Genomic DNA, 19,707 nt, shown 5'->3' with positions numbered 1-19,707 from the left:
ACAGATGTCGCGGGGCCCCGGTTGTCGCTGGAGGATCAGGCCAGGGGAAGGTCCGGGATCCGGGTGGCACGGGCGTACACGGTCTCGCCCTCGGTCAGGTGCAGCGCCGCGGCATCACCGCGAGTGACCTGGGCGGCGAACTGGTCGCCGGTCGCGGCATTGCGCAATTCCAGGCGCACCTCGAAACCGAGGCGCACGATCCGCTCCACCGTGGCCCTGGTGACGCCCGCCGATTCGGCGGTGCCCTCGTGTTCGGCCATCGCCATGCTCGGATCACGCCCGACGCGGATGTCGTGCGGGCGGACCAGATGGCCGTTGAGCCGGGCGACCGCGCCGAGGAACGACATCACGAACTCGTTGGCGGGCCGGTCGTAGACCTCCTCGGGCGAACCGACCTGCTCGATGCGGCCCTTGTTCATCACCGCGATACGGTCGGCCACATCCAGCGCCTCCTCCTGGTCGTGGGTGACCAGGACGGTGGTCACGTGGACCTCGTCGTGCAGCCTGCGCAGCCACTGCCGCAGATCGGTGCGCACCTTCGCGTCGAGCGCGCCGAACGGCTCGTCCAGGAGCAGCACCTGCGGGTCGACGGCCAGCGCGCGGGCCAGTGCCATGCGCTGACGCTGACCGCCGGAGAGCTGCGCGGGATAGCGGTGCTGGAAACCGTCGAGTCCGACGATGCCGAGCAGCTCGTCGACGCGCTTGTCGATCTCCTTCTTCGGCCGCTTGCGGATGGTCAGGCCGAAAGCGACGTTGTCGCGCACGGTCATGTGCTTGAACGCGGCGTAGTGCTGGAACACGAAGCCGATATCGCGCTTCTGCGGCGCCACGTGGGTGACGTCGTTACCCGCGATCATCACCACGCCCGAGTCGAGCGATTCCAGCCCGGCGATCGAGCGCAGCAGCGTCGACTTGCCCGAACCGGACGGGCCGAGCAGAGCGGTGAGTTCGCCCGAGGGGATATCGATGCTGACATCGTCGAGGGCGGCGAAGGAACCGTAGTTCTTGCGCGCGTTGGTCACGGTGATCATTCGGTGCCCCGCTTGCGTTCGAGGAGAGTCATCAGGAGAAGGACGATCAGCGCCATACCCATCAGCAGGGTGGCCGCGCTGTAGGCGCCGAAGGTGTTGTGGTCGTTGATATAGCGGCCGTGCACCAGCAGGGTGAGCGTCTGGGACTTGCCGGGCAGCGCCGTGGAGACCATGATCACCGCACCGAATTCGCCCAGCGCGCGGGCCACGGTGAGCACGACGCCGTAGGTCAGGCCCCAGCGGATGGCGGGCAGGGTGATGCGCCAGAAGGTCTGCCAGCGCGAGGCGCCGAGGGTGGCCGCGGCCTGCTCCTGATCGTCACCGATCTCGTGCAGCACCGGCTCCACCTCACGCACCACGAACGGCAGCGTGACGAAGATGGTCGCGATCACCATGCCGGGCAGGCTGAAGATCACCTTGAAGCCGAGCGATTCCAGCCCACCGAACCAGCCGCCCGCGCCCCACAGCAGGATCAGCGACACACCGACGACCACCGGCGACACCGCGAACGGCAGGTCGACGATGCCCTGCATCAGACTGCGGCCCGGGAACTTGCTCCGGACCAGCGCCAGCGCCGTGACCACACCGAACACCACGTTCAGCGGCACCACGATGATCACGATGATCATCGACAGCTGGAACGCCGAGATGGCCGCGGGCGTGGTGATCGAGTCGATGAACGCGCCGATCCCCCGCTCGAACGTGCGCAGCAGGATGATCACCAGCGGCAGCACCAGCAAGATCAGCAGGTAGCCCAGCGCGATGGTGCGCAGCGAGATCCTGGTGAACGCGGACAGTTTCATCGGGCCGCCTCTTCTTTGCGCGAGGTGCGTTCGGCGAGAATCCGCAGCACGAGCAGGCTGACGAACGAGATCACCAGCAGCGCCACCGACACCGCGGCCGCGTTGACCGGCCGGTCGACCTCGATCTGCTGCTGGATGTACTGCGAGGTCATCTGCGTCTCGCGCGGGATATTTCCGCCGATCAGCACCACCGACCCGTACTCACCGATCGCCCTGGCGAAGGCGAGGCCACCGCCGGAGATGATCGCCGGCGCCAGGGTGGGCAGCACGATTCGCCGGAAGGTGATCCAGTTGCTCGCGCCCAGCGACAGCGACGCCTGCTCCACTTCCTTGTCGACCTCGATCAGCACCGGCTGCACCGAGCGCACCACGAACGGCAGCGTGACGAAGGCCAGCGCCACCACCAGACCGGGCTGGGTGGCGTTGAGGTGGATGTCGACCGGGCTGTTCGGGCCGTAGAGCGAGAGCAACACGATCGAGGCGACGATCGTGGGCAGCGCGAACGGAAGGTCGATCAGCGCGTTGACGATGCCCTTGCCCGGGAACTCGTCACGAACCAGCACCCAGGCGATCAGCGTGCCCATCACGACATTGATCACGGCGACGATCACCGAGACGCCGATCGTCACCTTCAGCGAGTCGAGCGCCGAGGGCGCGGTGACCGCGTCCCAGAAGCCGGACCAGCCGTCTTCGAAGGAGCTGACGGTGAGCGCCGCCAGCGGCAGCAGCACGATGAGGCTGAGCCACAGCACGGCGACACCGATGCCGAACGGGCCCACCGACCCGGTGACGCGCAGCCAGGCCCAGCGAGGTCCGCGCGAGGTCGGCGGCTTCTTGTCCAGTTTCACGGCGCCGCCGGGATCGGAGGTATCCCCGGTCCCGGCGGGCCCACTGCTGTCAGTCACAGTTGTCCAGTATCGCGTGTGAGCCGGGTCACGGCCTACTTGGTGGCCTTGTCGTAGATGACGGCGACCTTGCCGGTGCCCTGCGCGAACAGATCCTTGTCGACAGCCTTCCAGCCACCGAGGTCGTCGATGGTCCACAGCTTGGCCGGGGTCGGGAAGTCCTTGGCGAACTCGGCCGCGACCTTCGGGTCGACCGGGCGGAAGCCGGCCTGCGCCCAGGCCTTCTGGCCCTCGGCGGTGAACAGGAAGTCGCGGAACGCGGTGGCCTTGGCCAGGTTCTTCGAGTTCTTCAGCACCGCGACCGGGTTCTCGATCTTGAAGGTGGTGGGCGGGTTGATGTGCTCGATCGGGTCGCCGTTGCGCTCGGAGAAGATGGCCTCGTTCTCGTAGCTCAGCAGCACGTCGCCGGTGCCCTGCAGGAAGGTCTCGGTGGCTTCACGGCCCGACTTGGGCTGCACCTTCACGTGCTCAGGCGAGACCAGCTGCGACAGGTAGTCCAGACCGGCCTGCTGGTTCTTGCCGCCGTCGCTCTTGGCGGCGTAGGGCGCGAGCAGGTTCCACTTGGCCGAGCCCGAGCTGAACGGGTTCGGGGTGACGACCTCGACACCCGGCTTCAGCAGGTCGTCCCAGTCCTTGATGCCCTTGGGGTTGCCCTTACGCACCACCAGGGTGACGACCGAACCGAAGGGGATGCCCTTGGTGGCGTCGGCGTTCCAGGTGGACTCGACCAGACCGGCGTCGACCAGGCGGGTGATGTCGGGTTCGACGGAGAAGTTCACGACGTCGGCCTCGGCGCCGTCCTTGACCTTGCGCGACTGATCGCCCGAGGCGCCGTAGGAGGCCTGGACCTGTACACCCTTGCCCGCGTCGGTCTTGTTGAACTCGGGCACGACCTTGTCGAATCCCGGCTTCGGGACAGCGTAGGCGTAGAGGTTGAGGGTGCCCCCGCTGCCGTCGGCCACGGTAGCGCCGCCGTCGGTCGAGTCGCTGGCGCCACCGCCGCAGGCGGTCAGGGCGACCGCGGCGACAGCAGTGAGAGCGATGGCGGCGGCGCGACGGCGCGAGCCGATCCAGGTGTTGCGAGACATCGGGGTGTACCTTTCGGGAAAGGACCTGCGGCGCAACGATTTTCGTGGCGGCAGGGAAGATCGTGTCGATCGGTAGACCTGTCGTACGTGGATATACGACAGTTGGCGCGACTCGGGCCCAACGGCCCCCGGAGTGACGGACTACGACTGCGAAAGGAAAGCGCGCGCCAGTCTACTGGGCAAGAACGCGCAGCCGAGTCCGGTGGCCGATCATCGACAGAGAATGTCTGCGACCGCGAGGTTGCCGACAGCGATCAACGCCAACTCATGGCGGATCTGCGGGGCGACACTCGACGACACAGGCAGACTGTAGCAGATTGCGCCATGATGATCGCAATCGACGAGAGTTCTCTAACCAGGGGGGATTTCATCCTATGACCATGGCTCCAGACCGGGTTCGCACGCGTTTTCCGGAGATCAGCACGCGCGCTTGGGAACACCCGGCCGACCGCACCGCGCTCGTGGCGCTGCGCTCGCTGAGCGGCTTCGATACGGTGCTGCGGGCGCTGTCGGGATTGTTGCGGGAGCGCCAGCACCGGTTGATGTACCTGGCGACCGCCGTGCGGGTCGACGATCGGCAGTTCCGCACCCTGCACCAGTTGCGCGCGGACTGCGTCGGCGTGCTCGACGCGCAATCCACCCCGGAGATGTTCGTGCTCCAGGACCCTTCGGTGAACGCGTTCACCATCGGGATGGACAAGCCGTTCATCGTGCTCACCACCGGCCTGCTCGAACTGATGGACACCGAGGAACTGCGGTTCGTGGTCGGCCACGAACTCGGCCACGCGCTGTCCGGGCACGCGGTGTATCGCACGATGCTCATGCACCTGATGCGGCTGTCGGCCTCGGTCGGCTGGATGCCGGTGGGCGGCTGGGCGTTGCGCGCGATCGTGGCAGCGCTGATGGAATGGAGCCGCAAGTCGGAGCTGTCCGGCGACCGGGCGGGGCTGCTGTGCTGCCAGGACGTGGAGGCTTCGGTGCGCGTGCACATGAAGACCGCGGGCGGCGCGTGGCTGCACGAGATGAACCACGGCGCGTTCCTCGACCAGGCCGACGACTACATGCGCTCGGGCGACCTGCGCGACGGCGTGCTCAAGCTGCTCAACCTGGAACTGCAGTCGCACCCGTTCTCGGTGCTGCGCGCGGCCGAGCTGCGCCGCTGGATCCAGTCCGGCGAGTACGAGCGGGTGCTCGGCGGCAGCTATCCGCGTCGCGAGCAGGACAAGAACGCGCGGATTAGCGACGAGGTCAAGGAGGCGACCCGGCACTACCGCGAGTCGTTCGACCAGTCCGAGGACCTGCTGGTCCGCACGGTGCGCGACCTGGGCCGCGACGTGGGCTCGGCGGTGAACACGGTGGGTCAGGAAGTCGGCCGCACGGTATCCGACCTGGGCAAACGTTTCGACGACTGGCGCAAGAACTAGCCGCCGGGTCGGCGCGGGCTGGTGCTCGCGCCGACTAGCGCGTGAAGAACCACGCGATGACGACCAGGACCAAGAGGGCGATGAGCGCGAGCTGGACGCGAGAACGTGGCATCAGCGGGCACCGCTGCCGACGGTCGGGCGTTCGGCGAGGGTGACCGGCATCGGCGGTTCGATGCGATCGTCGCGGCGCAGCAGGCGGAAGGCCATGCGCAGGCTGCGGTCGAGCAGGAAGGCGATGGCGAAGCTGATCGGGACCATACCGACCAGCACCACGAGAAACTGCGGAATGAAGGGCAGCCCGGCTACCCAGAGTTCGAACCCGTCCCACCAACCTGCGATGCGTTGCACGCCGTCCAGCCTAGTCGGTCGCCGTGAACGCCCTCGCCGTCCGCACGGCCGCGGGCGAATTCCCGGCCGCGACCGGCCGATACGCCGAGATCGCCGCCCCGAGCGGTGGACGCGCGCCCACACCGCCGTGATGATGGGGTATGGAGTCTTCCAGCGCTGACAGCCTGCCGATTCTGAGTCCGGTGTCCTCCAGCGGCCGTCGCGGCGCGTTTCCCCCGATCGACGACTACGCCTTCCTGTCCGACTGTGAAACCAGCTGCCTGATCGCCAGCAGCGGTTCGGTGGAGTGGATGTGCGTGCCACGCCCGGACTCCCCCAGCATTTTCGGCGCGATCCTCGACCGCAGCGCCGGGCATTTCCGGATCGGCCCCTACGGAACGAACGTGCCCGCGGCGCGGCGCTACCTGCCGGGCGGAATGATCCTGGAAACCACCTGGCAGACCGAAACCGGCTGGCTGATCGTGCGCGACACACTGGTACTCGGCCCGTGGCACAACAACAACGCCCGGTCCAAGACCCACCGGCGCACCCCGATGGACTGGGACGCCGAACACATCCTGTTGCGCACCGTCAAGTGTGTGAGCGGCACCGTCGAGCTCGAAATGAGCTGCCAGCCCTCGTTCGACTATCACCAGAGCGGGGCCAAGTGGGAGTACACCGGCAAGGTCTACGAGCAGGCGACCGCGCGGGCGTCGAGCGATCCCGACAGTGGGCCGTCGCTGATTCTCACCACCGATCTGCGCCTCGGCCTGGAGGGTAGGGAGGCACGCGCCCGCACCAGGATGGCCGAGGGCGACCAGGTGTTCGTCGCGCTCACCTGGTCGGAGCTCCCCGCGCCCGCCACCTACGACGAGGCCGCGCAGAAGATGTGGGCGACCACCGAGTGCTGGCGGCGCTGGATCACCCAGGGTGATTTCCCCGACCATCCGTGGCGCAGCTACCTGCAGCGCAGCGCACTCACGCTCAAGGGGCTCACCTACGCGCCGACGGGCGCGCTCCTCGCCGCCGCCACCACCTCACTTCCGGAAACCCCTGGCGGAGAACGTAACTGGGACTACCGCTACACCTGGGTGCGCGATGCGAGTTTCGCGCTGTGGGGCCTGTACACCCTCGGCCTCGACCGCGAGGCCAACGACTTCTTCGCCTTCCTCGACGACGTCACCACCGGCGAGAACGGGGACGCGGTCCCCCTGCAGGTGCTCTACGGAATCGGCGGCGAACGGCAGATCACCGAATACGAGCTGCCGAATCTGTCCGGCTACGACGGCGCGCGCCCGGTCCGCGTCGGCAACGCCGCCTACGACCAGGACCAGCACGACATCTGGGGCACCATGCTCGACGCGGTGTACCTGCATGTGAAATCGCGCGGGCAGGTGCCGGAATCGCTGTGGCCGCTGCTCGAACGCACCGTGCACGCGGCGATCGCGAACTGGCGCAAACCCGATCGCGGGATCTGGGAGGTCCGCGGCGAACCGCAGGACTTCACCTCGTCGAAGGTGATGTGCTGGGTGGCGCTGGATCGCGGTGCCCGGCTGGCGGAGTTGCACGGCCAGCACGAGCGCGCGGCCGAGTGGTTCGAGATCGCCGAGGAGATTCGCGACGACGTCCTCGAATTCGGCGTCAGCCCGGAGGGCATCTTCACCCAGACCTATGGTGGCAACACGCTCGACGCCTCGCTGCTACTGGTGGTGCTGACCCGTTTCCTGCCGCCCGACGATCCGCGTATCCGCGCGACGGTGCTCGCCATCGCCGACCGCCTCACCGTCAACGGACTGGTGCTGCGCTACCGCACCGAGACCACCGACGACGGTCTGGAAGGTGAGGAGGGCACCTTCACGATCTGTTCGTTCTGGCTGGTCTCGGCGCTGGTGGAGATCGGCGAACTCGAACGGGCCACCAATCTGTGTGAGCGGCTGCTCGGACTGGCCAGCCCGCTGCGCCTCTACGCCGAGGAGATCGACTCACGCACCGGACGTCACCTGGGCAACTTCCCGCAGGCCTTCACCCACTTGGCGCTGATCAACGCCGTGACCCACGTGATCCGGGCCGAGGACCAGCGCAACGCGGGTCAGTTCCAGCCCGCGCACTCGCCTTCGCACCGATCATGAGACCGGAGTCGCCGACGTCTTCGCCCGGTGCCGGACACAGTGTTTCGGCCCACCCGGCGCCCGCTCAGTAGGCGAGGCGTTCGGCGCGGGCGCGTATCCCCGCCACCGTGCGCAGGCCCGCGTCGATCTCGGTGATACGCAGTTCCCGATGGTCGCCGTAGCGCAGGCCCGTCTCCTCGGCGGCGCGCAGGGCCTCGTCGGCGGTGCGGCCCACCTCGGCGGCGATCTCGGTGTAGTGGTCGCGCAGCACACGTTGCAGGGAGCGAAGGCGGTTACGCGATTCCTTGCCCACCTGGAAGATCACGTCGTCGGCCAGCCGCGCGACGGCCACCTTGGCCTCGGCCTGCCTGCGATGCTTGCGGTTCTTGCGGTCGTCCCACAGCGCGTTCACACCGAGCAGCACACCCGCGCCGGCGGAATACCAGTTCACCAGCGACATCCCGAGCAGGCTGGTGGCCAGACCGACCATCAGGATGCCGCCGTAGGAGCCACGCAGTGCGGTGAGCAGCTGCTGTCCCACACCGGCTTTGGCACTTTCGAGGGGTTCCAGCGGCTGCACCGGCTCGAGGACCTCGCCGGGGTTGGTCAGCCGCAGTTCGGGCAGCGGCGGGGTTCGGTTGTCGGGCGGGAACTTCGAGGCCACCTGCTCGGTGAGCTCGACGGCGCGGTAGTGCGCCATCACGAAGTTCTCCTCGACCGCCTCGCAGATCCGCGCGTCCAGTTCGGAGGCGAAATCGGACCACTTGCGGGCAGGGTCGGTGCGGGTGATCTCGGCCTCGGCCTCGCGGACCAAGGTGCGCAACCGGTGCCGCAGATCGTGTTCGATGTCGGCGCTGAGCTCGGAGCTGCCGTCGACGAGGGTGACCTGCCAGGTGGCGGTGCGCTGTCGCAGCTGATCGGCGGTCGTGCGCGCGGCGGCGAGGCGCTGGGTGATCTCGGCACGCCTGCGCGGGTCGCGCAGCGTGTCCGACTCGGCCCGCAGGGTGACGGTGAGCTGGTCGGTGATCAGCGCGATATCGCGCACCGCGGCCGTCACGGCCACCGAATCGGCCTGGGCGACAACGTATTCCCGCAGGTGATCGATGAGCTGGGGTACGCCTGACTCGGCATCACGCTGCTGGTCGCCGCGCTCGGCGGCCTCTCGATGCAGCAGACCGGAGACGGGAGCCACCGCGAAGTTCAGCCCGGCACCGTCGAGCAGCGCGCGATTGCGTCGCTGGGTGAGCGACCAGTGCGGGTTGCGGTCGATCTTGGTGAGTACGCAGACCACCGACGGGCACACCTGCTCGACCCGGCGCAGGTAGTCCAGCTGCGCCTCGGTGAGCTCGGCGGCGGAGTCGGCGGCGTAGAGCACGACATCGGCGGCGGCGATCATCGACCAGGCGGCCGCCTCATGCGCGGTCGAGCCGGGCGCGTCCATCACGACGAGACCATCGGCCAGCAGCCCACTCGGCTCGGCGAACTCGGCGCGCAACACACCGAGTGCGGTCAGGGCGGGAAGCGGATTCAGTGGGTCGACCGGCACCCGTTCGACGCGGCCACCCGGCGCCGACTTCACCAGCGTCGCCTTCGGCGCCTGGCCGTATTCGACGATCACCGGAACGCTCGGCTTGCCCTCGGTGGCACTGACCGGCGACCCGACCATGCTGTTGACCAGCGTGCTCATCCCCGCCTGCGGTTCGCCGACGACGACGATCCGGACCCGCGGATCGCTGAGCCTGGCCCGCACCATGCCGAGACGGGCATCGAGGTCGTTACGGCCGCCCGAGCGGACCAGTTCCCGCAGTTCGTCGACCAGCGCGACAACGGGAGCCATCACATCCGGATGCTTCACCGTCGCGGTCTGCAGTCCGGCTGCGGCAGACACCTGTTCCTCACTCTCGTCGCATCGACACGGCCGAAATCGTCGTGTCAGACCACGAAGTCATACCCGTGGTGCTCGATGGGAAACGCGGCTGCGTGCAAATCACCGCCACCCAAGCCCGTATCGAACAATCCGGCCGAAACGCCATGGTAGCCGCTGTCGTGCTGGTCGAACTCGGCGGCGATCGGCTTGGTCTCGATGACCGGGGGTTTTACCGGCGCGACGGTCGGCTGCACGGTGACCGGCGGCGGGGTGACCACCGTCGGCGGGTCGATGTCGACGGTCGGCTGCTTGGTCGGCGGATCGATGGTCGGCTGCTTCGTCGGCGCCGTCGGCTGCTGGGTGGGCACCGACGCACTCGTGTGCGGGGTGGTCTGGCTGGGCACATCGACGGTCGGCGTACTCCCCCCGGTCGAGGGGGTCGTCACACCGCCGGTGCTGGTCCCCGGCTTGGTGGTGAGGTCGTCGTCGGGAGTGGTCGGCTTGGTCGGAGCGGTCGAGCCGGTGTGGCCGGTCGGCGGCACGGTGATCGGCACCGTGGTGACGTCGGGCGCGGTCGGCGCCGTGACCGTGGGCACCTTCACCGTCGTCGGGGTGTCGAGGTCGACAGTCGGGACCTTGGAGGGAACCGTCACCGGCACGGTCGTCGGGGTGTGGCCGCCACCGGAGACTTCGGGCAGCACAACGGGTTTCGTCGGGGTGGGTGGGGTGAACAGCGCGGGCACCGAGGCCGCGGGCGCGGTCAGCGGCGACACGGCTTGATGACCGAACACATTCGCGATCGGGGTGGAGGCCGCGTCGGGCTGAATGGTGGTCTGCAACGGCGTGCTGACCACGGGGTTGACCGCCACCGGCGCGGGCGCGGCGGGGGCGACAGGCACGGGGGCGATCGGGGCAGGCGCGTGCGCGGGAGCCGCCGCGAACGGTGTCGCCGGGGCGGGTGCGGGAGCCGCGATGGCCGGTGCGGGCGCCGCGAGCGCCGGGGCGGGCGCAGCGGGCGCCGTCGTGCCGGGCAGGCCGACACCCGACGAGGACGAACCGGGCAGGCCGGGAGCGCCCGACGACGAGTTGCCCAGACCGGTTCCGCCGGACGAGGAAGTGCCGAGGCCGGACCCGGCCGGCGTGGTGCCTGCGGTGTCACCGGGGACCTTCAGCCCGTCACCGAGCCACTGGCCGTAGTCGTCGAGCTGATCGCCGACCTGGCCGACCTGCACGTCGACCTTCATCTGCGAGGTGGCCCACACGCCGTCGAGCCCGACGTGGACGTCGACCTGCCAGTCGGTGGTCACCATCGCGCCGACGCCGTCGAACATGCCACCGATACCGTCGAACGCCCCGCCGAGGTTGCCGATCCCGTCGAATATGCCGCCGGGCGCGCCGGCGCCGGCCGAATCGCCACTGGGCAACCCGACGCTGTCGTAGCCGGGGATGCCGACCCCGTTGCCGGGCAGACCGTCGTAGCCCGGAATGCCGATACCGCCGCCGGGCAGACCGTCGAAACCGGGCAGACCGTGGCCGGTGCCGGGTAGCTCGAACCCGGGAAGGTTGCCGTGGCCCGGCAGACCTTCGAAACCGGGCAGATCGAAGCCGGGATCCGGGGTGGTGCCGGGCAGCGGGTTCGGGGTGTCGTGGTACCCCGGTCCGGCGGGCGTGTGCCCGTAGCCCGGTATGCCGATACCGCTGGACGGCTCGTCGCTGCCGGGGATCCGGAATTCACGATCACCGTCGGAGCCGGGAACCTCTGGGCGCCGGGGGGATTCGTCCGTCGCCGCGACCATCGACACGTCGGGCTTGGGCGGCGCGGCGAATGCCGTGTGCGGAATCACCGGGGCAGGCGGGGGCTCGACGGCCAAGTCGGGGAAGGTCACGATCGGGCTCGGTGCGTCCGGGCTCGGATCGGTGGAGACGGTCTGCTGCGACCAGCCCGCGTACCTGCTGTCGGCATTGCTGGTGCCCGGCTCGCGCGTGGTCCCGTTGGCCGCAACCAACGCGCCACCGGTGACATAGGCGCCGGCCCTGGCCACCCGGGCTACGCCGTTGGCGATCCGGTAGGCCGTGTCCGACCCCTCCGACCCCTCTGCGCGCGCGGCACCGTCATCGAAAGGCAGATCACGCGTCATCAAAGCTCCAACACTCGCATCGCTGTGGTTCCCCACCACAAACAGCGGCGAAGTGAGGCCCATCCAACACTATTTCCCGGACATCGGCCTGTCATTTCGTGCAGGCCGGTTGGTACCCCGCTCACCTTATGGCGAGCAACATCTTTCGGCGAGCCCGGGGAATCAGGGGCGCGCACGATCCCAAGAGAACTCTAACGAATGCTCAACGGAGCGTGAAGATCGGAACCCTAGCGTCGGTGCGGTCGACCGAGAAGGTCGGTGAAACGCACAGTCAGGAGCCCGATCATGACCGCACTCTCCACCCGTCACCGCGTCAAGGCCGCCGCACTACTCGGCGGTGCCGCCGTGATCACCGCCACTGTGGCGGGTGTCGCGTCCGCCGATCCGGGCGAGCGCCCCGACGACGGCCGGGCAACCACGATCATCTGCACCGCGCCGGGCGGCGGGGACGTGCCCGGTCTACCCCCGCTGCCCGCCGAGCCCGGAATCCGTCTCGAACGCACCGTTCCCGGCGCGCCCGGCCAGGAAACCGGGCGGATCCACATCGAGCGCGCGGCCCCGGGCAGGCCCGCACCGTCGATGGACGGTCCCGTGGAATGTCAGCGGATCCACCCCGATGGTGAGCGCACCATCGTCCCCGCGCCCGGCGGCTTCGCCGACGTCGTCCCGGCCCCGGCGACCGGTTCTGCCGATACCCAGCCCGCACAACCGTTCTGACCAGCATAAACAGCGGAAAACACTAGGGTGAGTGCATGACGGGACAGCAGATCTTGGTCGTCGACGACGAGGTCCGCGTGCTCGCGTCGCTGCGGCGCGGCCTCGAGCTCTCAGGCTTCGAGGTGATCACCGCGCCCGACGGCGCTCGCGCACTCTCCCTGGTGGGAACCGCTGCTCCCGACGCCATGGTGCTCGACGTGAACATGCCCGAACTCGACGGCGTCGGGGTGGTCACCGCCCTGCGCGCGATGGGCAACGACATCCCCATCTGTGTACTCAGCGCGCGCAGCGCGGTCACCGACCGGATCGCCGCGCTCGAGCGTGGTGCCGACGACTATCTGACCAAGCCGTTCGATCTGGGCGAGCTGGTCGCGCGGCTGCGCGCGCTGTTGCGGCGCAGACCGGTCACCGCCGCCTCGTCGACCGACACGATCCAGGTCGGCGAGGTGATGATCGATCTGAGCGGACATCGGGTGCACGCGGGTTCGGCACCGGTCGAGCTCACCAAACGCGAGTTCGAGCTGCTCGCGATGCTGGCGCGCAATGCCGGAATCGTGCTCGGGCGCGAGCAGATCCTGTCGACCGTCTGGGGTTACGACTTCAGCACCGACACCAACGTGGTCGATGTGTTCGTCTCGTATCTGCGCCGCAAACTGGAGGCCGACGGTGTCGCGCGGGTGGTGCACACCGTGCGCGGGGTCGGGTTCGTGCTGCGGGATCAGCCGTGAAGGCCTCGTGGTCGTTGCGGGTTCGGGTCGCGCTGGTGTCGGCGGCGGTGGCCGCACTGGTCGCGGTCACCCTCGGACTGACCTACGCCGCGCTGCTGAAGGTGACGGGTACGAGCCAGCTCGATCAGACCGTGTCCAGCATGCGGGTACAGATCGCGCAGCGCTACGACGGCGCGCCCGCGGAGCCACCCGGACTTCAGGAACCCTGGACCCCGGTTCCGTTGCCCGCCACCGGGATACCGCGTGAGCGCACCCTCGTGGTCCCCGGCGCCCCACCCGATGACGCGCTCGCCCAGGTCCAGGGCGCCCCGGGAATGCTGGTCCGGCTCGATCCCGATCGCGACCTCGTCAACGCCGCCATCACCCGCAGCCAGCTGATCGGTCTCGGCATCGGGGTGGCCGGGGTGATCGTCGCCGCCGTATTGGGTTGGGTGCTGGCCGGATTCGCCGCCCGCCCGCTGCGCAGGCTCGCCACCGCCACCCACGAGATCGACACACTCGACGAGTTGCCGCCGCTGTCGGGGCGCGGCGCCAAGGAGGCCGAGGAACTCTCCGACGCGATCAACCGGATGCTGGCACGCCTCGAGACCGCACACGGCGAGACCCGGCAGGCACTGGCCAGTGCCCGCGACTTCGCTGCCGTCTGCGCCCACGAGCTCCGCACTCCGCTCACCGCCATGCGCACCGACCTGCAGGTGCTGTCCGGCACCGAACTGCCCGCCGACCAGCGCGGCATCGTCCTCGCCGATGTGCTGGCCGCCGAGGGCCAGATCGAGCGCACCCTCACCGATCTGGAACGCCTCGCCGTCGGCGATCTCACCGATCACGGCGCGTTCGAACCGTTCGAACTGTGCGAGACCCTCGACCGTGCGGTGCAGAACGCCCGCCGCGCGAATCCCGGCGTCGACGTCGCCCTCACCGCCTGCGATCCGGTCCCGGTACACGGGCTGCCCGGCGGGATCATGCTGATCGTGACCAACGCGGTCGCCAACGCGGTGCTGCACGGCCAGGCCACCGAGGTCGCCGTCGCCGCACGGACTACCGGCAGCGGCGCCGAGATCACCATCGACGACAACGGCACGGGCATACCGGCACACCTGTCCCCCACCGCTTTCGACCGCTTCGCCAAACGCCCCGGCTCTCCCGGCTCCGGTCTCGGCCTCGCACTGGTTCGCCAGCAGGCCGAGTTGCATTCCGGTACCGCCGAACTCGCCCACAGCCCGCTCGGCGGCGTCCGCCTGCGGGTGGAAATAGCTCAGGCGCCGGTGAGCACCGGCGCCTGAGCGGTCGTTCTGGGACTTACCTACTTCTTGGGCTTGTCCGAATCCGAGGACAGCGCCGCCACGAAGGCTTCCTGGGGGACCTCCACGCGACCGATGGTCTTCATGCGCTTCTTGCCCTCCTTCTGCTTCTCGAGGAGCTTGCGCTTGCGGCTGATGTCGCCGCCGTAGCACTTGGCGAGGACGTCCTTGCGGATCGCCCGGATGTTCTCGCGGGCAATGATCTTCGCGCCGATCGCGGCCTGGATCGGCACCTCGAACTGCTGACGCGGGATCAGTTCGCGCAGCTTGGTCGTCATCTTGTGCCCGTAGCCCTGCGCGGCGTCGCGGTGCACGATCGCGCTGAACGCGTCGACAGCCTCACCCTGGAGCAGGATGTCGACCTTCACCAGATCGGCTTCCTGCTCGCCCGCCTCTTCGTAGTCGAGGCTGGCGTAGCCGCGGGTGCGCGACTTCAGCAGGTCGAAGAAGTCGAAGATGATCTCGGCCATCGGCATGGTGTAGCGCAGCTCGACGCGGGTCTCGGACAGGTAGTCCATGCCGCCCAGCTCGCCGCGACGCTGCTGGCACAGCTCCATGATCGAGCCGATGAACTCGCTCGGCGAGATGACGGTGCACTTCACGATGGGTTCGTACACGTGCCGCGACTTGCCCTCCGGCCAGTACGACGGGTTGGTGACGACGTGTTCGGTGCCGTCCTCCATCTCCACCCGGTACACCACGTTGGGTGCGGTGGAGATGAGCTCGAGCCCGAACTCTCGCTGCAACCGCTCGCGCGTGATCTCCATGTGCAGCAGACCGAGGAAGCCACAGCGGAAGCCGAAGCCCAGCGCCACCGAGGTCTCCGGCTCGTAGGTGAGCGCGGCATCGTTGAGCTGCAGCTTGTCCAGCGCGTCACGCAGATCCGGATAGTCGGAGCCGTCGACCGGGTACAGACCGGAGTAGACCATCGGTCGCGGCTCGCGGTAGCCGGTGAGGGCTTCGGTGGCGCCGTTGCGGGCGCTGGTGACGGTATCGCCGACCTTCGACTGGCGCACGTCCTTCACGCCGGTGATCAGATAGCCGACCTCGCCGACGCCCAGCCCCTGGGTGGGCTTGGGTTCGGGCGAGACGATGCCGACTTCCAGCAGCTCGTGGGTCGCGCCGGTCGACATCATCTTGATCTTCTCGCGCGGGGAGATCTTGCCGTCGACCACGCGGATGTAGGTGACCACGCCCCGGTAGGTGTCGTAGACCGAGTCGAAGATCATCGCGCGGGCCGGTGCGTCGGCGTCGCCCACGGGGGCGGGCACGGCTTCGATCACCTTGTCCAGCAGTTCGGTCACGCCGACGCCGGTCTTACCCGAGACCCGCAGCACGTCGCCCGGCTCGCAGCCGACGATGTGGGCCAGCTCGGCGGCGTAGCGATCGGGATCCGCGGCGGGCAGGTCGATCTTGTTGAGCACGGGAATGATCGTGAGATCCTTCTCCAGCGCCAGATACAGGTTCGCGAGAGTCTGCGCCTCGATGCCCTGGGCGGCGTCGACCAGCAGGATCGCGCCCTCACAGGCCTCGAGCGCGCGGGAGACCTCGTAGGTGAAGTCGACGTGGCCCGGGGTGTCGATCAGGTGCAGGACGTACTCGGTGCCGTCGACCTGCCACGGCAACCGCACGTTCTGCGCCTTGATCGTGATGCCGCGCTCACGCTCGATGTCCATCCTGTCCAGGTACTGGGCACGCATGGCCCGCTCCTCGACCACACCGGTCAGCTGCAACATCCGATCGGCCAGGGTCGACTTGCCATGGTCGATGTGGGCGATGATGCAGAAGTTCCGGATCCGGGACGGATCGGTGAACGTCGTATCGGCAAAACTGGAAGCCACTCCACTCCTCGCGGGGTATAGGCGAACTGCGCCCATCGTCCCATGCGCCCAGCTACACCACTCGCACCGGTGCACCCGACCGTGAGTAGACCTCGTCATTCCGCCGAACCCGGGCCCTGTCACCGGTGCACCGAAGTGCGAGTCGGCGTTATATTTCACAGATGGCCAGCAGTTGGAACAGTCTCGGCAAGCAGCTCGGCGTCATCGCCAAGGAGCAGGGGCCCAAAATCGTGCGCAAGCAGGGGCCACGACTGCTCGAGAAGCTGGTGGACGCACTGGCGACCAAGCCGGGACCCGCCGTCGCGGTACGCCCGACGGCCTCGACCCCCGTGCCGACGGCGCATCGCGCCCGCCAGATCGTCTACTGCCCGCAGCTCGACGGACGCGCCGACCCCGGGGAGATCGTGTGGACCTGGGTGCCGTTCGAGGAAGACCCGACCAATGGCAAGGACCGGCCGGTGCTGGTGGTCGGGCGCGACCGCAAGACTCTGCTCGGACTGATGCTGTCGTCGAAGGCCGACCGAGCCCACGACCGCAACTGGGTGGGCATCGGCACCGGGCCGTGGGATCACGACGGCAGGCCGAGCTGGGTACGGCTGGACCGGGTACTCGACGTGCCGGAGGACGGCATCCGGCGCGAGGGCGCGATCGTCGAGCGCAAGACCTTCGACCTGGTCGCGCACCGGTTGGTAGCCGAATACAGCTGGAGCTGAACACCATCGAACCCCGATCCGGGCATCCGGATCGGGGTTCGATGGTGTTCGTAGCTAGGCGTGCACGTTCTTGGAGCGGCCGAAGATCAGGCCGTAGAGCAGTGCGCCCAGCGCCCCGCCGATCAGCGGGAACACGATGAACGCCCATATCTGCCCCATCGCCCCGTCCTGATACGGCGCGACACCCAAGCTGCGCGCCGGGTTCACCGAGGTGTTGTCGATCGGCAGCGAGACCAGGTAGATCACCGTGAGCGTGACGCCGATCGAGAGCCCGGCCAGCGGCACGTCGGAGATCTGATCGGTCGAGGCCAGCACCACGAATACCAGCAGCGCGGTGAGCATCACCTCGATGATGATGGTGGCCGCCAAGCCGTACCCGTTCTGCACCACCACCTCACCGAGCGGACCGGTCACCGCCGACGGACTGTGCGCACCCCAGCCGTTGGCGCCGAGACCGTCGACCGGGCGGTCGTAGGCGGGCAGGTTGTTCGCCAACGCGAACAACACGAGGCCGGCGAGGAACGCGCCGACCAGCTGGGCGATCACATAGCCGACCGCACCGATCGCGCTGATCCGCCCGAGCAACATGTGCCCGAGCGTCACAGCCGGGTTGACGTGGCAGCCCGAGATCGGCCCGATCGCGTAGACCAGGAACATCAGCGACAGGCCGAAGGCGAAGGCCACACCGAGCGGGCCCACCCGATCGCCCGTCAGCACCATCGTGCCGACGCCACAGATCACGAGGATGAAAGTGCCGAGCCCCTCGGCCGCCCACTTCTTCGGCTCCGGGACGACTTCGATTTCGACGAGTTCCTGTGCAGTGGGAGACATCGGCCGCCACCTCTCCGGGAGGAATCAACCCCGCGGCGAGCGGGGTCCGCACGAGCCTCTCGGACACTACGCGAGCCGGGTGACCTCCACAACGACCTCCAGGTCTGTCGAGCCGCCGCCGGAGAACACGCCTTTCAACGGCGGCACATCGGCGTAGTCACGACCCACGCCGACCGACACGTGCTGCTCGTTGACGGCGAGATTGTTGGTCGGGTCGTAGCCCCACCACTGCCCGGTCCACGCCTCGATCCACGCGTGCGACTGGCCCGCCACTGTTTCGCCGATCGCCGCACCCGGCTTCGGATGCAGGTAGCCGGACACGTAGCGACTGGGAATTCCCATGCTGCGCAACAACACCAGCGTCAGGTGGGCGTAGTCCTGGCACACACCGCGACGTTCGGCGAAGGCCTGCAGCGCCGAGGTGTGCACCGAGGTCGTGCCCGCGATGTAGTCCATCTCCTTGTGCACCCACTCGGCCGCGCGCACCACTGCCTTGGCCGGCTCCTCACCGCGCGATAGCTGACGCGCCACCGTCGACAGTTTGCGATCGCGCGGCACATAGGCGGTGGGACTGAGCATTTCGTCGAACCGGTCGACGACCCGCCCACCCTGCAGTTCGTCCCAGCTCAGTTCCTCGGTGGGCTCGGCGAACGGTTCGGTCTCGACCACCGAGGACCCGGTCACCTCGAGTTCGGTGTGCGGTGCGTGCAGGTCGAAGGCCGTGACCGCGGTGCCCCAGTAGTCGGTGTAGCGATAAGCCCTTGTGGCGGGCACGGTTTCGACGCGATTGAGGATCACGTTCTGCCTGCTGTCGGCGCGCGGGGTGAGCCTGGCCTCGTTGAACGAGCGCGTCACAGGCGCGTCGTAGACATAACCGGTGGTGTGCACCACCCTGATCCGCCAACTCATAGCTCTCCCTCTACCTGCACGCGGCTGTCCTGCTTGCTGCGCACGTCGGTCCACGCCACCCACGGGGCGGCATGGAAGTACTGGCGTGACACGGCTTCACTGAGCTCACGGCACGATTTCTGCAGGGCGAGCAGGCGGCTCTGCAGATCTTCCAACAACACTCCCGGCGGCAAGAACTCGAGTTCACTGCGCGCGCGTCCGAGCACTCGTTGCGCCTCGTGCCGCGCGCCGACGCGACTGCCCGGCCGCTGATCGAGCTCGGTCAGGCAGGCCTCGGCGACGCGCAGCGTGTGGAACACCGAACGCGGGAACAGGCGGTCGATCAGGATGAACTCGGCGACTCTGGCGGCGTCGAGGGCGCCGCGATGGGTGCGCAGGTAGGTGTCGTGCGCGCCCGCCGAGCGCAGCACCGTCACCCAGGCGGGCGAGGAGGTCTTGTCACCGGCGCGCGAAAGCAGCAGGCGCACCATCATGTCCACGCGTTCAATGGATCGCCCGAGCAGCAGGAAGCGGTAGCCGTCGTCACGACTCAGGGTCGAGTCGGTCAGTCCGGTGAACATCGCCGCCCTTCCCTTGATGTAGGAGAAGAACTCGTGTGGACCGAGGCCACGTGCCGCCCGCTCCGCCGCGGCCATGCCGTTGTAGGTGGCATTGAGGCACTCCCACATCTCACTCGAGGTGACTTCGCGTGCGCCGCGGGCGTTCTCGCGGGCTTTGGTGATGGAGTCACTGATCGAGACGCCGTGGTCGTGGCTGTAGGCGACGAGATCGGTGACCGACCACACGTCGAGGCGAAGGCCCTCGGGCGGTTCGATCCCGAGCACCTTCAGCAGCACGCGAGACGTGCGGTCCGCGTCGACGGTGGCGTCTTCGAGCAGTTGGTGCACCGCCACGTCCAGGATGCGCGCTGTGTCGTCGGCGCGCTCGACGTATCGGCCGATCCAGTAGAGGGATTCGGCGTTTCGAGCAAGCATGT

General features: G+C 68.3%; 18 protein-coding genes. 6 read left to right on the top strand and 12 right to left on the bottom strand.

The features are described from left to right. Positions 1 to 35: 35 nt before the first annotated feature. The 5 genes from ACFTS5_RS29795 to ACFTS5_RS29775 all read right to left on the bottom strand — a co-directional run bounded on the left by ACFTS5_RS29795 (position 36) and on the right by ACFTS5_RS29775 (position 4,127). Positions 36 to 1,031, bottom strand: a complete 996-nt coding sequence (locus ACFTS5_RS29795; protein ID WP_378637459.1) for a sulfate/molybdate ABC transporter ATP-binding protein — start codon at positions 1,029 to 1,031, stop codon at positions 36 to 38. Beyond that, complete coding sequence (cysW, locus tag ACFTS5_RS29790; protein ID WP_378637457.1) at positions 1,028 to 1,834, bottom strand: sulfate ABC transporter permease subunit CysW; 807 nt, start codon at positions 1,832 to 1,834, stop codon at positions 1,028 to 1,030. Before cysW ends, ACFTS5_RS29795 begins: the two co-directional genes overlap by 4 nt. Further along, positions 1,831 to 2,682: a sulfate ABC transporter permease subunit CysT gene (cysT, locus tag ACFTS5_RS29785; protein WP_378637744.1), complete on the bottom strand. Its 852-nt coding sequence runs from the start codon at positions 2,680 to 2,682 to the stop codon at positions 1,831 to 1,833. Before cysT ends, cysW begins: the two co-directional genes overlap by 4 nt. 92 nt (positions 2,683 to 2,774) lie before the next feature. After that, positions 2,775 to 3,827 carry a sulfate ABC transporter substrate-binding protein gene (locus ACFTS5_RS29780; RefSeq protein ID WP_378637454.1) on the bottom strand — a complete coding sequence of 351 codons (1,053 nt, stop codon included), beginning with the start codon at positions 3,825 to 3,827 and terminating at the stop codon, positions 2,775 to 2,777. 210 nt (positions 3,828 to 4,037) lie between these two features. Further along, complete coding sequence (locus ACFTS5_RS29775; protein WP_019045829.1) at positions 4,038 to 4,127, bottom strand: Ms4533A family Cys-rich leader peptide; 90 nt, start codon at positions 4,125 to 4,127, stop codon at positions 4,038 to 4,040. 74 nt (positions 4,128 to 4,201) lie between these two features. Here ACFTS5_RS29775 and ACFTS5_RS29770 point away from each other — a divergent pair, with 74 nt between their 5' ends. After that, positions 4,202 to 5,251 carry a M48 family metallopeptidase gene (locus tag ACFTS5_RS29770; RefSeq protein ID WP_378637452.1) on the top strand — a complete coding sequence of 350 codons (1,050 nt, stop codon included), beginning with the start codon at positions 4,202 to 4,204 and terminating at the stop codon, positions 5,249 to 5,251. A 111-nt stretch (positions 5,252 to 5,362) separates the two neighbouring features. Here ACFTS5_RS29770 and ACFTS5_RS29765 read toward each other — a convergent pair whose 3' ends face one another. Beyond that, positions 5,363 to 5,599 (bottom strand): hypothetical protein, encoded by a 237-nt coding sequence (locus ACFTS5_RS29765; RefSeq protein WP_378637449.1) that lies wholly within the window; start codon positions 5,597 to 5,599, stop codon positions 5,363 to 5,365. 140 nt (positions 5,600 to 5,739) lie between these two features. Here ACFTS5_RS29765 and ACFTS5_RS29760 point away from each other — a divergent pair, with 140 nt between their 5' ends. Further along, positions 5,740 to 7,707 (top strand): glycoside hydrolase family 15 protein, encoded by a 1,968-nt coding sequence (locus tag ACFTS5_RS29760; RefSeq protein WP_378637447.1) that lies wholly within the window; start codon positions 5,740 to 5,742, stop codon positions 7,705 to 7,707. 64 nt (positions 7,708 to 7,771) lie between these two features. On the opposite strand, the gene ACFTS5_RS29755 is transcribed toward ACFTS5_RS29760, so the two are convergent. After that, positions 7,772 to 9,574 carry a hypothetical protein gene (locus tag ACFTS5_RS29755; protein ID WP_378637445.1) on the bottom strand — a complete coding sequence of 601 codons (1,803 nt, stop codon included), beginning with the start codon at positions 9,572 to 9,574 and terminating at the stop codon, positions 7,772 to 7,774. A gap of 44 nt (positions 9,575 to 9,618) precedes the next feature. Then, positions 9,619 to 11,691: a hypothetical protein gene (locus ACFTS5_RS29750; protein ID WP_378637443.1), complete on the bottom strand. Its 2,073-nt coding sequence runs from the start codon at positions 11,689 to 11,691 to the stop codon at positions 9,619 to 9,621. 285 nt (positions 11,692 to 11,976) lie between these two features. Between ACFTS5_RS29750 and ACFTS5_RS29745 the strand changes: the two genes are divergently transcribed. From ACFTS5_RS29745 to ACFTS5_RS29735, 3 genes are read left to right on the top strand one after another with little or no spacing between them, the layout of a single operon-like run. After that, entirely contained in the window at positions 11,977 to 12,408 is a 432-nt protein-coding gene (locus ACFTS5_RS29745) for a hypothetical protein (RefSeq protein ID WP_378637441.1), read from the top strand. A gap of 35 nt (positions 12,409 to 12,443) precedes the next feature. Further along, entirely contained in the window at positions 12,444 to 13,136 is a 693-nt protein-coding gene (locus ACFTS5_RS29740) for a response regulator transcription factor (protein ID WP_378637438.1), read from the top strand. Beyond that, positions 13,133 to 14,419, top strand: coding sequence for an ATP-binding protein (locus ACFTS5_RS29735; RefSeq protein WP_378637436.1), 1,287 nt, complete (start codon positions 13,133 to 13,135; stop codon positions 14,417 to 14,419). Before ACFTS5_RS29740 ends, ACFTS5_RS29735 begins: the two co-directional genes overlap by 4 nt. Before the next feature lie 20 nt (positions 14,420 to 14,439). On the opposite strand, the gene lepA is transcribed toward ACFTS5_RS29735, so the two are convergent. Further along, positions 14,440 to 16,314 (bottom strand): translation elongation factor 4, encoded by a 1,875-nt coding sequence (lepA, locus tag ACFTS5_RS29730; RefSeq protein WP_378637433.1) that lies wholly within the window; start codon positions 16,312 to 16,314, stop codon positions 14,440 to 14,442. A gap of 125 nt (positions 16,315 to 16,439) precedes the next feature. Between lepA and ACFTS5_RS29725 the strand changes: the two genes are divergently transcribed. Further along, positions 16,440 to 16,991, top strand: coding sequence for a type II toxin-antitoxin system PemK/MazF family toxin (locus ACFTS5_RS29725; protein WP_358187042.1), 552 nt, complete (start codon positions 16,440 to 16,442; stop codon positions 16,989 to 16,991). A 54-nt stretch (positions 16,992 to 17,045) separates the two neighbouring features. On the opposite strand, the gene ACFTS5_RS29720 is transcribed toward ACFTS5_RS29725, so the two are convergent. The 3 genes from ACFTS5_RS29720 to ACFTS5_RS29710 all read right to left on the bottom strand — a co-directional run bounded on the left by ACFTS5_RS29720 (position 17,046) and on the right by ACFTS5_RS29710 (position 19,705). Next, the gene (locus ACFTS5_RS29720; RefSeq protein ID WP_378637429.1) at positions 17,046 to 17,822 is read right to left on the bottom strand and encodes an aquaporin; all 777 of its coding nucleotides are present in this window, start codon (positions 17,820 to 17,822) and stop codon (positions 17,046 to 17,048) included. A gap of 66 nt (positions 17,823 to 17,888) precedes the next feature. Then, the gene (locus ACFTS5_RS29715; RefSeq protein ID WP_378637428.1) at positions 17,889 to 18,731 is read right to left on the bottom strand and encodes a transglutaminase domain-containing protein; all 843 of its coding nucleotides are present in this window, start codon (positions 18,729 to 18,731) and stop codon (positions 17,889 to 17,891) included. Further along, positions 18,728 to 19,705 carry an alpha-E domain-containing protein gene (locus tag ACFTS5_RS29710; protein WP_101463949.1) on the bottom strand — a complete coding sequence of 326 codons (978 nt, stop codon included), beginning with the start codon at positions 19,703 to 19,705 and terminating at the stop codon, positions 18,728 to 18,730. Before ACFTS5_RS29710 ends, ACFTS5_RS29715 begins: the two co-directional genes overlap by 4 nt. Between the last annotated feature and the right edge of the window lie 2 nt (positions 19,706 to 19,707).

The sequence above is a fragment of the Nocardia sp. NPDC056952 genome (genome assembly GCF_042674185.1).
GTDB lineage: Bacteria > Actinomycetota > Actinomycetes > Mycobacteriales > Mycobacteriaceae > Nocardia.
Note: the sequence above shows the minus strand (reverse complement) of the source record. Positions and strands in the feature narration are given on the sequence as shown.

What these genes read in the sequence shown, in the direction of transcription:
- ACFTS5_RS29795 (WP_378637459.1), bottom strand. Translation starts at nt 1,031, where the DNA reads ATGATCACCGTGACCAACGCGCGCAAGAACTACGGTTCCTTCGCCGCC.
- cysW (WP_378637457.1), bottom strand. Translation starts at nt 1,834, where the DNA reads ATGAAACTGTCCGCGTTCACCAGGATCTCGCTGCGCACCATCGCGCTG.
- ACFTS5_RS29780 (WP_378637454.1), bottom strand. Translation starts at nt 3,827, where the DNA reads ATGTCTCGCAACACCTGGATCGGCTCGCGCCGTCGCGCCGCCGCCATC.
- ACFTS5_RS29770 (WP_378637452.1), top strand. Translation starts at nt 4,202, where the DNA reads ATGACCATGGCTCCAGACCGGGTTCGCACGCGTTTTCCGGAGATCAGC.
- ACFTS5_RS29760 (WP_378637447.1), top strand. Translation starts at nt 5,740, where the DNA reads ATGGAGTCTTCCAGCGCTGACAGCCTGCCGATTCTGAGTCCGGTGTCC.
- ACFTS5_RS29750 (WP_378637443.1), bottom strand. Translation starts at nt 11,691, where the DNA reads ATGACGCGTGATCTGCCTTTCGATGACGGTGCCGCGCGCGCAGAGGGG.
- ACFTS5_RS29745 (WP_378637441.1), top strand. Translation starts at nt 11,977, where the DNA reads ATGACCGCACTCTCCACCCGTCACCGCGTCAAGGCCGCCGCACTACTC.
- ACFTS5_RS29740 (WP_378637438.1), top strand. Translation starts at nt 12,444, where the DNA reads ATGACGGGACAGCAGATCTTGGTCGTCGACGACGAGGTCCGCGTGCTC.
- lepA (WP_378637433.1), bottom strand. Translation starts at nt 16,314, where the DNA reads ATGGGCGCAGTTCGCCTATACCCCGCGAGGAGTGGAGTGGCTTCCAGT.
- ACFTS5_RS29725 (WP_358187042.1), top strand. Translation starts at nt 16,440, where the DNA reads ATGGCCAGCAGTTGGAACAGTCTCGGCAAGCAGCTCGGCGTCATCGCC.
- ACFTS5_RS29720 (WP_378637429.1), bottom strand. Translation starts at nt 17,822, where the DNA reads ATGTCTCCCACTGCACAGGAACTCGTCGAAATCGAAGTCGTCCCGGAG.
- ACFTS5_RS29715 (WP_378637428.1), bottom strand. Translation starts at nt 18,731, where the DNA reads ATGAGTTGGCGGATCAGGGTGGTGCACACCACCGGTTATGTCTACGAC.
- ACFTS5_RS29710 (WP_101463949.1), bottom strand. Translation starts at nt 19,705, where the DNA reads ATGCTTGCTCGAAACGCCGAATCCCTCTACTGGATCGGCCGATACGTC.